General features: G+C 49.5%; 9 protein-coding genes. 3 read left to right on the top strand and 6 right to left on the bottom strand.

Going from position 1 to position 13032, the window contains the following annotated elements; translation table 11 throughout:
- Nucleotides 1-9: 9 nt before the first annotated feature.
- From gntK to EKM73_RS07705, 3 genes are all read left to right on the top strand, one after another.
- Complete coding sequence (gene gntK, locus EKM73_RS07715) at nt 10-1560, top strand: gluconokinase (RefSeq protein ID WP_125701390.1); 1551 nt, start codon at nt 10-12, stop codon at nt 1558-1560.
- Nucleotides 1561-1726: 166 nt separating this feature from the next.
- A complete protein-coding gene (locus EKM73_RS07710; RefSeq protein WP_125701389.1) occupies nt 1727-3085 on the top strand; it encodes a gluconate:H+ symporter in 1359 nt (452 codons plus the stop codon).
- Between the two features lie 520 nt (nt 3086-3605).
- Entirely contained in the window at nt 3606-4937 is a 1332-nt protein-coding gene (locus EKM73_RS07705; protein WP_225421344.1) for an APC family permease, read from the top strand.
- A 591-nt stretch (nt 4938-5528) separates the two neighbouring features.
- Here the strand turns inward: EKM73_RS07705 and fucP are convergent.
- The 6 genes from fucP to deoD form a co-directional block, all read right to left on the bottom strand.
- Nucleotides 5529-6890: an L-fucose:H+ symporter permease gene (gene fucP / locus EKM73_RS07700; protein ID WP_125701387.1), complete on the bottom strand. Its 1362-nt coding sequence runs from the start codon at nt 6888-6890 to the stop codon at nt 5529-5531.
- A 65-nt stretch (nt 6891-6955) separates the two neighbouring features.
- Nucleotides 6956-7351, bottom strand: coding sequence for a D-ribose pyranase (rbsD, locus tag EKM73_RS07695; RefSeq protein ID WP_020089555.1), 396 nt, complete (start codon nt 7349-7351; stop codon nt 6956-6958).
- A gap of 363 nt (nt 7352-7714) precedes the next feature.
- A complete protein-coding gene (locus tag EKM73_RS07690; protein ID WP_125701386.1) occupies nt 7715-9247 on the bottom strand; it encodes a gamma-glutamylcysteine synthetase in 1533 nt (510 codons plus the stop codon).
- A gap of 686 nt (nt 9248-9933) precedes the next feature.
- Nucleotides 9934-11232 carry a pyrimidine-nucleoside phosphorylase gene (locus EKM73_RS07685; protein ID WP_125701385.1) on the bottom strand — a complete coding sequence of 433 codons (1299 nt, stop codon included), beginning with the start codon at nt 11230-11232 and terminating at the stop codon, nt 9934-9936.
- 41 nt (nt 11233-11273) lie between these two features.
- The gene (locus EKM73_RS07680; RefSeq protein WP_125701384.1) at nt 11274-12230 is read right to left on the bottom strand and encodes a sugar-binding transcriptional regulator; all 957 of its coding nucleotides are present in this window, start codon (nt 12228-12230) and stop codon (nt 11274-11276) included.
- 94 nt (nt 12231-12324) lie between these two features.
- Nucleotides 12325-13032: a purine-nucleoside phosphorylase gene (gene deoD / locus EKM73_RS07675; protein ID WP_020089551.1), complete on the bottom strand. Its 708-nt coding sequence runs from the start codon at nt 13030-13032 to the stop codon at nt 12325-12327.

Raw genomic sequence — 13032 nt, 5'->3', positions numbered from 1 at the left:
AAGAGCACAATGGACTACATGATTGGGGTCGATATTGGCACGACCAGCGTTAAGACCGTTCTGTATGATACCACGGGTAAGATGCAGGGCTACTCCAACAACCTTTATCCCCTCTACCAGGATGTACCGGACATGGCTGAAGAAGATCCAGAAGAAATCTTCTCCGCCATCATTGATGGTTTGACGACCGTCTTACGGAAGGCAGACTTGAAGAACGGCGACCTACACGGTGTCTCCTTCTCCGCAGCAATGCACAGCTTGATTCTGCTAGATGAGAATCACAAGCCACTGACGCGGGCCATTACCTGGGCAGATAACCGGGCCGTAAAATACGCTGATGAACTCCGTGAGAACGGCGTTGGTAAGCAACTTTACGAAAAGACTGGGACGCCAATTCACCCAATGACCCCCCTGAGCAAGTTGATCTGGTTACGCAATGAACAACCAGACCTCTTCAAACAAGCACGTTGGTTCGTGGGTATCAAGGAATACGTCATCTACAAGTTATTTGGCGTGTTGCAAGAAGACTACTCCATTGCCAACGCTACGGGGCTCTTCAATATCTTCAACATGGACTGGGACGACCAAGCCTTGGAAGTCGCCGGGATTACCCGCGACCAATTGCCAAAGCTGGTTGATACCACTGATCAAATTACCGGCATGAAGGCTGATTACGCCGGCGTTATCGGTATGGACGCCAACACGCCATTCGTCATGGGGGCTTCCGATGGTCCCCTGGCTAACTTGGGGGTTAACGCCATCGATCCCGGTGTCGTTGCCGTAACCATCGGGACTTCCGGTGCCGTGCGGGTCGTTACTGACAAGCCCAAGATCGATCCTAAGGGCCGGGTATTCTGTTACTACCTGTCCAAAGATCACTGGGTCGTTGGTGGGCCAGTCAACAACGGTGGGATCGTCTTCCGTTGGGTTCGTGACCAACTCTTCGCACCAGAAAAGTTGACCGCAGAACAGATGCACGTGGATTCTTACGACCTCTTAACTGAGATTGCTGAAAAGATTCCAGCCGGTTCCGACGGTCTGATCTTCCATCCCTTCCTGGGTGGCGAACGGGCCCCAATCTGGGACGCCAACGCGCGTGGTTCCTTCTTCGGTCTGACACGGACGCACTCGCGGGCCCACATGGTGCGGGCTGCCCTCGAAGGTATCGTCTACAACCTCTACACGGTCATGTTGGCCCTGGAAGAAGTTGTCGGCAAGCCTTCTAGCATCCAAGCAACTGGTGGTTTCGCCCGTTCTGCTCTCTGGCGCCAAATGTTGGCGGACATCTTTGAACAAGATGTGACGATTCCTGAGAGTCCTGAAGGGACTGCCTTGGGTGCCGCAACCCTAGGGATGTACGCCTTGGGTATGATCGACGACCTCTCCGTTGTGAAGAACTTCATCGGGGTCGCTAACGTTCACCATCCAAACCCAGACACCTACAGTGCCTACCGGGCCTTGGTGCCAATCTACATCCGTCTGAGTCGGCAACTGCAATCTGAATACAAGAACATTGCCGAATACCAACGGACACATGTTGATATTTCCAAAGAGAAATAAGTAAGCCCCTGAAATTTTCAGAAAGTAAGCTAACATACAATTAAATTTATGAAACGTTATTGTGGCGATTTCAAGATGAATCGGTTACAATGATGTTTGCTTACAGTGAAGAGCCGGTGCTGATGCATCGGCTTTTCAAAATTCTAAAAATGAAAGGGCTTACCTTATGGAACTTATAGCTTTAGTCATCGGGGTCATTTTTTTATTGGTTTTAATCATCAAGTTTAAGATCAATACTTTCGTCTCCCTGATTTTGACCTCCGTTCTTACAGCGATTCTGCTGGGGATGGACTTAACCAAAATTGCCACGACCGTGGAGGCTGGGATTGGGAGCCAACTTGGCGAACTCTCCTTAGTCTTCGGATTTGGTGCCATGCTGGGTCGGTTAGTCGCCGATGCCGGTGGGGCCTACGTTATTGCTACCACGTTGATTGACAAATTCGGGAAGAAACGCCTGCAAATGGCCATCATGCTCGCTTCATTTATTCTGGGTATCGCGCTCTTCTTTGAAGTTGGGATGGTTCTGTTGATCCCAATCGTCTTTGCCATCGCTATTGAAGCCGATGTGCCAATCCTTTACTTAGGGATTTCCATGGCGGCTGCACTGTCCGTGACCCACGGATTTCTGCCCCCTCACCCAGCACCTGTTGCCATCGCGGCGATCTTGAACGCTAACGATGGGAAGGTTCTGCTGTTCGGGTTAGTCGTCGCCATTCCGTGTGCCATTGTTGCCGGGCCTATGTTTACCAAGCTGGCCCAACGTTACGCCCCCGCCGCTTTCGAGCGTAAGGGGAACCTGTCGTCACTGGGTGAAATCAAGACGTTTAAACCGTCCGAATCACCCAGCTTTGGGCTCTCCGTGCTGACATCTCTGTTCCCCGTAATCCTGATGGCCATCACGACCATCTACAAGATGACGGTCGACGGTGGCGCAACGCCCACCAAGAATGCCTCCCTACTCGACCAAATCGTCGCGCTGATTGGGGACCCCGCAATTGCCATGCTGATCTCACTAATGGTAGCGATGTTTACCATGGGTTGGGGCCGGAACCGCAAGACCTCAGAAATCATGGAATCCATCGAAAACGCTGTGAAGTCGATTGCCATGTTGCTTCTGGTTATCGGGGGTGGTGGCGCCTTCAAGCAAGTCCTGATCGACGGTGGTGTCGGTAAGGAAGTCGCTAAGATCTTCATCGACTCCAACATGTCCCCACTGATTCTGGGGTGGCTGGTCGCCGTTGTTCTCCGGGTAGCCTTGGGTTCCGCAACCGTGGCCGCACTGACTGCCGCTGGGATTGTTGCGCCACTGATGGCACAAGCTGGCGTTGATCCCGCATTAATGGTGCTCGCTATTGGAGCTGGGTCATTGGCCGCCTCTCACGTGAACGATGCTGGGTTCTGGATGTTCAGAGAATACTTCGATTTGACGGTAAAGCAGACCCTGAGTATCTGGACCGTGTTGGAAACCGTAATTTCCGTCGTGGGTATTCTGATTGTCCTGCTACTGAACATGGCTTTCCACTGATCCGTTTATTGGTCAAAAATAAAGGTTATAAATTAACGTCTATTTCTGCAAATGGTTGGCAATCCAAACTATTGGATTGCCAACCATTTTCGTTCGTCCGATACACTGGGAAGAGCCGATTTCAAAATAATTATTTAAATATCAACGACCATCCTCCTTTCAAGTATCGACTTACAATCGCTTATAATAAAATTCATACCCTGGTCTATATTGCTTATGGATTGCCGTTGTGGCATACTGGCAAAAAGCCTAAGTAATGATCAATCGGAAGTAATTCATCTCATGCTAATGTTCACCCTGTTCCGCATCACGCCAATGATGATTGGCCTGCCGTTAATCGGCAACGGGCTTGGTGATTACTGGCTTCTTCACCAACGCATCAGATGCTGAGTTCACAAAATACTGCATCTTCTCATAATTGCCTATTTTCTCCCTAAAAAACTCCCGCAATCCCATACGATTCCTAAAGTTCCGTGCTATAATGGTTAAATCTAAGCATTTGAGAGGAAAAGGAGTCTTTATTTTGGCAAAGGAGTTACGCCGCGAAATCGGCACGTTTACCGCCCTCGCCACCGTCATGGGAACTGTCATCGGTGGAGGGGTCTTCTTCAAGACCGCTAGCGTGGTGGCCGCCAACCATTCCGCTAACATGACCCTGGTCGCCTGGATTCTTGGGGGCCTGTTGACCATCTGTGCCGGTTTGACCAGTGCAGAATTAGCTGCCGCCATTCCCCGAACGGGTGGCGCCATGCGCTATCTAGAGTACACCTACGGCAAACCAGTGGGCTTCCTGATGGGCTGGGCCCAGATGTTGGTCTACTATCCAGCAAACATTGCGGCGCTGTCGATTATTTTCGGCGTTCAGTTCGTGAATCTCTTTCACTTGGACAGTGCCTGGAAGCTTCCCGTCGCGATTATCTGCGGTCTGAGCATCACCGGGCTTAACTTTCTCGGTGCCCGGGTTGGTGGTCGCGTTCAGTCGATTGCCCTGATCTTTAAATTAATCCCCATCGTGGTAATTGTGGTCTTCGGGCTCTTTGCCCCGGCACACACCGCTATTCAATTCTGGCCCATCACGACTGGTGATCACATTGGTTTCGGTGGGGCCTTCGCTTCCAGCCTACTTGCCACGATGTTTGCCTACGATGGCTGGATCAACATCGGGAATATCGCCGGTGAAATGAAGCATCCCGAACGCGACTTGCCGCGTGCAATCGTGTTGGGTCTAGCCCTGATCACCGTGGTCTATACACTGATTAACTTGGTATTCTTACGTACACTCCCAGTAGACATGATTGCCGGCAATCAGAACGCTGCGGCCGACGCGGCCATGAAGCTCTTCGGCCAATTCGGAGGTAAGCTCGTCACCATCGGCATTCTGATCTCCGTCTATGGCGCCATCAACGGCTATACCATGACCGGGATGCGGGTACCTTATGCGTTAGCAACCGAGAACAGTCTACCATTGTCGAAATACTTTGGTCGTCTATCACGTCGGACCTACGTCCCCTACTTCGCCGGCATCGTTCAGTTTGGGATTGCCCTCTTGATGATGTTGATGGGTAGCTTTGATATTCTGACCGACATGTTGGTCTTCGTGATGTGGCTCTTCAACTGCCTCATCTTCGTGGCCATCTTCATCCTGCGCAAACGCGAACCGGAGCTCGCACGACCATACAAGGTCCCCGGATTCCCCATTGTCCCGCTGATAGCGCTCGTTGGTGGCATCTTCATTATCGTCACCACCCTCGTCACGGAAATCGGCTTAGCCGTCACTGGACTGGCCTTAACCTTGATAGGTTTACCGATTTACTTTATCCATCAACGTCGGCGCCAGAACCGCGTTGAATAACGTTAAAACGAGTCAAACCGCTAGTCATGATTCTCAATTGAGACGATGACTAGCGGTTTTTGATTACCTTAATTGCTCTACCGTAAACTGTCTTCATTGATGGTGCTGCGGTGCTCTAAGAAGCTATGAGGATAGGTTAAGGATCTTAATGTTTCAACGCTAGTCCAAGCCGTGAGGGTGGTGAAAATCGACTCAGCCGTGGGACTCAGCAATCCAGTCAATTTACGTTAATTCTGATTCATACATGGGGCCTTATTTCTAATACATGCAGAACCTACTGGCTGGTTATTGGCGATATTATCTTCAATTCGACACACTACCTTTAGCCGCAGGAGGACAGAGATGGAGGCAGCTGTGTCAGTGGCGTTAGACACGATGTTCTTCCGGGTCTTACCCCACGGGACGCACTTGGAAACTCGCTGAACTTGGCGAGGTTTCAAGTCGAGTCGGAAGCCCGCCCTTGGGCTGCAGACGGCCCCACAGCAGACGGAATCTCTGGCAGCCGTAGGCGAATGGTTTGGCCCATTGAAGCATAAAAAAAGCCAGTCGGTAGAGGGACCGACTGGCTAATGTTAACTGATAAATTTAAAATTAGTGTTCTTGCATTTCTTCTGGGTGCTTCTTTTCGAAACGGTGTTCGATGAAGAAGTACAACGTGATCAATGCGTAGCAAAGCGTTGGGACAACGAATGAGAACTGCATTGAACCAGAGAAGTCAGAAACCAAACCTTGGATGGCTGGGATAATGGCCCCACCGATCAAAGCCATAACGATGATGGCCCCACCAGTTTCCGTGTAACGCTTTTCATCGATAGCATCCAACGTGTGGGTGTAAATCGTTGGCCATTCTGGACCGAAGAAGAAGCTGGTCAGGATAGCCGTGTAAACGGCAACCATGCTAGGAATCGTAAAGGTAACGATTAATGACAACGTCCCTAACAGGGAGAACCAAGTCAAGACACCAGTGATGGAGAACTTGCTCATGAAGACGTTAGCGACCAGCTTACCCACGAACCAAGCAATGTAGCTGTAGATCATGAAGGTTGAAGCTGCACTATCGGTAATGTGGTGATCCAAGTTCAAGGCCAAACGAATGGTGAAGGACCAAACCGTCGTCTGTAAACCAGCGTAGAAGAATTGGGTTAATACACCCTTCATGTAACGCTTGTTATGAGACAGGTACTTGATCGTTTCGCCCAAGCTAGGACGGTCTTCAACGGCTTCGTCAGAACCCTCAACCGTCTTGGTAGCCTTAGCGCGAGGCATTGGTGATAAGGCAAAGATGATGAACATCACAACCAGCACAATCAAGATGTACTTGTAAGGACGCAACGTCAATTGCAGCATCTTTTCACCGTAAGCTAACCGGGCGGCACCGTGCATCGTGCTCATCTTGTTAGCCAAGTTATCAACGGAACCGAAGATCAGGTACTTCCCTAAGACGATCCCCATGATGTCACCAAGTGGCACTAAGGTTTGAGAGAAGTTCAACCGCATCGTGGCGTTGGCTTTCGGTCCAAGCATTGAGCTGTAAGTATCACAGGACGTTTCCAAGAAGCTCAACCCGATAGCAATCGCGAAGATAGCGACTAAGAACATACTGTAAGTTGCCAGGTGAGAAGCTGGGAAGAATAAACCACAACCCACGATGTAGAAGATTAGCCCGGTCATAATAGCAAATTTATAACTGTTCTTTTTAATAATTAATGAGGCTGGAATGGCAATCAAGAAGTAACCACCATAGAAGGCACTTTGAACGAAGGCCGTAGCAGCATCGTTCAACATGAAGACCGTCTTGAACTGGGTGATTAAGATATCGTTCAAACTAGCGGCCGTCCCCCACAATGGGAAGATCAGTGACACTAGGATAAATTGGAAAAGCGGGGTTTTGCTCAGATAGCCATCAGCTAACTGGGTCCAACCGTGCTTTGATTCAACTGCGTTTGCTTGCATGGTAAAGACTCCTTTGTAATGAATTTAAAGTTAAGTAAAACGTTTTATTAAGCCTAAACGATAAATTAGAACGTTACGCCTGATTCAAGAATGATATTAGAGAATGGCGTCATTTCACCAGTCCGGACGAAGGCGTGCGTTTGCGCTAAGTCCTTCTTCAACTGACTGTGAGGCATGTATTCAATCTCGACGTTAGGCAACAATTCCTTGATGGCAGCCAATTGTTCTGGGTTTTCCGTCTTAATTTCATCGGCTAAGTAAATCTTTTGAACTTCAAGTTCAGCCAAGATGTTCTTCAATACGTCTTGGAAACTTGGGAGTTGCTTGGTTAAGGCCAAGTCAATTTTCTTAGTCCCCATAGGAACAGGCATCCCTGCATCACCGATACTTAACCAGTCCATGTGGCCCATGCCGGCAATTACCGTAGATAATTCGGAATTAATAACGGTCGTCTTTTTCATCAGATATTTCTCCTTTTTAACTAAATTGATCACTGGTACACGTGCAACCCTTTTCCAACTAATTCTCGAATCAACCGGTTGTCCGGCTCTATTTGACAAATTAATTGACTAAAAATCGTATGTAAACCGTTTTACGTTTAGCGACATCGTTTACATTATCATAAAGTTAAAAGGCTTTCAAGGCCCATTTACCAACTTGTGAAGCAATTCATTTTCAGAAAGCGGTCAAAAAAAGCCAACCCGGTTACCCGTGGTTGACTCATTTAGGTGCAACTAATAGCGTAATAACTGGCATCTCAAAATGAAAACATTTTTCATAAGATTGCTAAAATTTGCTATTTTATTTCCAAATTTTTTTTAAATTTATTTTGATTGTCCATAATTTAATGGTGTAGGACGCTCCGGCAGATCCGGGAACAGTTGCCGCAATAACGCCTCCGGTTCCTTGCCCACCGTATCCCGCTCTTGCAGGACTTGCGTGATGCCGTCGAAGGTAAACATGAACATATCCTCACCATCCTCATCACGAACCTGATAGAACTTCACGCCCAATTGAAGAGCGACCATGATCAGACGCTGGGTGTCTTCACCCAGGCGTGGCATCTGCGGCAACAGTTGATCCGCGGTAATCCGCTTGTGATACCACTCTCTGGCAACCCGTTGACCATACGCCATCAGACTCCCCTGCTTGACGTGCGTCAACAATTTGGCCGCCGGCGTCAGTTCGGGATGCATCAGCACCTCTTCCAAATCCTCAATGGCACCCCACTGCTCATTGTGGGCCTGCAGTTGATCGGCCATCGCCCGCATTTCACGGAAAATACGCTGACCGTTAGCCTGAAACTGCGTAGTTTCGAGAGGATGTTCCAATGCAACGGCTTGATTCCGTTGCCGCCCCGTTGCCAATAATTCTAGAACATTGGCCGCGGGTAACGGTTGAGTCATCAGATAAATCATAAATATCTTCAAAAAGTACAACGCATGCCGGCTGACGCCATTGGGCGTGAACGATGTGTTGTCAAAATCCCGGAGCTCCAGGTACTGAATCCCGCCGGTTAGGAAATCCTGGGCATTAGCTCGTCCCTTCAAACGAACCGGACCATAGAATTCGTGGGCCGAAAAATACGTTCCGGCATCGATCATCCGCTGCAATTGCGCCAAGTGATCTGGCAACGAGGCGTAGGTTACCTGCTCCTCTGGCCGGTTGACGAAGCCAAAGCGACTGTTGCGAATACTCCGGACGGGATCGGCTAATTCTGGCGGCGTCGTTTCAAAGAATCCCTTCTCGGCAATTGGACTAGCCCCAAAGAGGTACGTCAACAACCACTGGTACCGCACGAAGTTCTGAGCAATACGGAAATACAGGGCATTCTTGAAGGCCACCAGCGACTCAAACTCGTCAGTATAGTGACTAAAGAGGCGGTGAATCACGGGATCGGGAATACTGTAGTTCACGTGAACCCCGGTCACACAGCCATGTTGCAGGCCATACTTCTTGACCAGGTATTCCCGATAAGGCTTCATCGCTGGCCGATCGAAATGATCCGCAATAAATTGCAGGTCGCTATCGTCCATGACGGGCGGCATACTCAGTGGCCAGATGCGGTCATTCCCCTCGAGGGTGCGGTAAGCCACCGTTTGCAAGGTATCCAACTGATCCAGGGTGCCCCCAATATTAGGATTGGGATCGGTGATGACCTCCAACTGACTTTCACTGAAGTCCGTTTGGAAGTATGGGTGAAAAGTCCGTGAGCCAAATTTGCTGGGATGCGGACGACGACTCAAACGGCCATGCTGATCAATTCGCTGTTCTTCAACTTCTAATCCCACAAGGCTGTGATAAAGCTGTTCTGATAAGTTTTCTTCATGAATAACCGCTAATAAATTGTCCAGCATGGCGGTAACATCCCCTGACGTTCAAATGGTTTTACTGATACCTAAAGTTTACCCAAAAAAAGCCGTACTGTCACTGATATTGTCCGTTTTCAGTGAATTTAAATTTGTTGGTTTTCTTGACTATACTCTTTTCCAAGTTTTCGTTAAATTATCCTGAAGAAATCGACCAAAGCTTTGCCGATTTTTAACCTATTCAGGACGTCACAGCTGATATTGAGAACATCATTCACTTATCTCGATGACAAAGTATTTGCAATGTTGGCCTTTCTTCCTATTAATTACTCGTGTATTAAAACGATTATTTGCGTTATTTGGTTATTCAGTGAGACAGATTCTCGAAAAAATACATTAGTACTAAATAAGGGCGTAAAAAAGAAGCCAGCTCGCAGGAGTTGGCTTCTCAGTTACGTGTGTGGTTGTTAAGTTATGCATGACTGGAAAATCTGAGATTTAGAAACTTGGAACTGTTCGAGGCGTGGTGCCAAGTTAGCTATCGCGTTAATCCAAGAAAGGTGCTCAGCCCTTGTTATTCCTGAATTTAGATAAGCTCGCCCTTCATGCCACGTTGCCGAAACGTGCTCCAGCAGGCAGTCAGCTCCGCTTAACCCCGCTAGGCCAAAAATCCAAACCCGGGATTTTTAACCTAGCGACGTTAATGCTCACTAACTACCGCCTGCTTCCACACTCTACCTCACAGTCTCATGAATCAGCGTCAGTGGTTCGGCTGAGTCACTGATTTCAATGTTGGCGTATAACAGATCCTTGATGTCATCGACGTTTTCGCGGTCGCTGTAGATGGTCAGTAGTGAGTCGCCAGCGGCTACCTTGTCGCCGACCTTCTTGCTCATCATGATCCCAACGGCGTAGTCCAACTTGTCGTCAGCCTTTTGCCGGCCACCGCCAAGTAACATGCTGGCAACACCCATTTCGTCAGCTTCAACCCGACTAACCACACCGGCTGTCTTGGCTGGTAATGGAATCTTGTATTTGGCCTGTGGCATGATTTCTGGATGGTCAACAACACTCCGGTCCCCGCCTTGGGCGGCAACCATGTCACCGAATTTCTTCAGGGCAGAGCCATCCGTAATCGTGCCTTCACACATCTTACGTGCTTCCGCCATGCTGTCGGTCTTGCCAGACATCACAACCATGTAGGAGCCAAGCGTCAGTACCAAGTCGGTAATGTCGGCAGGCGCTTCACCCTTCAGAAGATCAATGGATTCCTTGATTTCCAAGGCGTTCCCAATGGCATTCCCCAAAGGTTGATTCATATCGGAAATGATGGCCATGCAGTTCATGCCGACCCCTTTACCGATACCAACCAAGGCCTTGGCGAGTTCCCGTGAATCGTCCAGCGTCTTCATGAAGGCCCCGGAACCAGTCTTCACATCGATGACCAGTGCATCCGTGCCAGAAGCAATCTTCTTACTCATGATGGAGCTGGCAATCAACGGAATAGAATCAACCGTGTCGGTCACATCCCGCAAGGCGTAAATTTTCTTATCAGCAGGCGCAATGTTCCCGGTTGCCCCAACAATGGCTAAACCTTCGTTTTGAACTTGTTTGATAAAGTCCGCTTCGCTGATTTCCACTTGGTAGCCTGGAATCGCTTCCAATTTATCCAATGTGCCACCCGTGTGCCCGAGGCCCCGGCCAGAGATCATTGGAACGGGAATTCCCAGAGCAGCAACGATTGGTGCCAATGGGATACTGGTCTTATCGCCGACCCCACCGGTTGAATGCTTGTCGACCTTGATGCCGTCGATGCTTGATAAGTCCAAATGGTCCCCAGACTTCATCATGGCCATCGTCAGCTCAGAACGTTCTGCATCGGTCATATCCTTGAAGTAAGTCGCCATCAAAAAGGCACTGGTTTGGTAATCAGGAATTTCACCGGAAACAACGCCGTCCACGAAAGTTTGAATCTCTTCCTTGGTCAATTCGCCACCGTTACGTTTCTTATCAATAATGTCAACCATTCTCATGTTTCAGCCACTCCATTTCTAATTGGATGCGGTCACCACGGCTAGGCCGTCGGGGTAACCTTAAGTAGTTGTGCTGCTGCGTGTTGATCAATAATCAAGCAATTCGGGTAACCACCTCTGAGGGCCGCCTTGACCGCCGGTACCTTGGCATCGCCAGCCGCCACCAGAATCGAATGTTCCTTCTGACGGAGATTGTCGAGGTCGATACCGATTGTCCGTTGATTCAACTGTCGATCGACGACTTCACCATTTTCGTCGATGTAGCGAGAGAAGATATCTCCCACCGCATGGGCCTGCAAGAAACTCTTTTCCCGTTCCTGCAGGTACTCCAGTTGAAAGACCAGCGCAGAGTTCCGGACGGTTCCCACGGAATAAATCGCAATATTGGCTTTTCTCCCCAACTCGAGCAGGTACTGAATGTGTCGCTCAGCTTCCACCAATTCCTTAGTTTGTTGGTGATCAAAGATGACCGGCAGCGGTAAGTATTGGGGCACGGCGTGAAAGGCATTGGCAAAGGCGTCAATACTTTCGTACGCGTAGGTGTGCTCCGTGGCATAACTCACGCTTCCCTTGAGTTGGATCACCTCGACACCCGTTAAGGTATCGGGCTGTAGATTCGAACCAATTGCATAGATGGTCTTCCCCCACCCAATCCCGATGATGTCGTGTTCGGACACGATTTCTTCGAGATAGTGGGCTGCATACTGACCGACCGTGTTGAGTAGCTCACTGGCTACCGTTAACTGGGTCGGCACCACGTGAACTTCCACGTGATAGGCCTGGGTCAGTGCGCGCTCCAGTGTTTGAACGTCCTGGACCGGGTCCACAATCTGAATCCGGACTAGACCCTGCTCTCTGGCAAACTGTAGCAAGCGCGACACCGTTGGGCGAGAAATGCCGAGCTGGTGGGCAATCTGACTTTGACTCTGGTCCGATTGATAGTACATCTTAGCCACGGCTAAGCTCTGTGCCAGTCGTTGTGCCGTCGTCTCCGCCATATACTTGCCCTCCTTGTAATTTTTAAACGTGTTACCAGACTAAAAATGGTGGCCGCTAGCGGTTCTTAAAGCGCTGCGGCCACCAACTTCAGGGTTACTCTGCAATGGCAGCTTCCAAAGCAACCTTGATCATATCGTTGAAGGACGTTTCACGCTCTTCGGGACTTGTAGATTCACCGGTAACCAAGTGATTACTGATGGTCAGGACAGATAAGGCCTTGACGTGGTACTTCGCGGCGATCAGGAACAGTGCTGCTGATTCCATTTCGGTCGCGATCACCCCATAGTCGACCAACTTTTGCCGGTCCATTTCATCGTTGTAGAAACGGTCTTCGGCCAGAATGTTCCCAACCTTAACCGGAATCTGCATGTCCTTGGCGGCGTGGTACGCGGCGTCCAGCAACCCAAAGTCACTCAACGTTGCGTAGTAGATGCCCCCGCCAAAGACGTTGTGAATAATGGCGGAATCCGTCGTTGACCCCTGTGCCAGAACCACGTCGCGGACGTGAACGTCTGGACTCATCCCGCCGGCCGTGCCGACCCGGAAGAGTTTCTTGGCACCGTAATCATTGATCAATTCGTGAGCGTAAATGGAAATGGACGGAATCCCCATCCCAGTTCCTTGAACGGAAATCCGGTGACCCTTGTAAGTTCCGGTGTACCCGAAGGCATTCCGGACCTTGTTGTAGCAGACTGGATTTTCTAAGAACGTTTCGGCAATGTACTTCGCCCGTAATGGATCACCAGGCATTAAGACAGTATCGGCGATGTCGCCCATTTTTGCTTCCAAATGGTTACTCAT

Source organism: Levilactobacillus fuyuanensis, from assembly GCF_003946395.1.
Classification (GTDB): Bacteria; Bacillota; Bacilli; order Lactobacillales; family Lactobacillaceae; genus Levilactobacillus; species Levilactobacillus fuyuanensis.
Note: the sequence above shows the minus strand (reverse complement) of the source record. Positions and strands in the feature narration are given on the sequence as shown.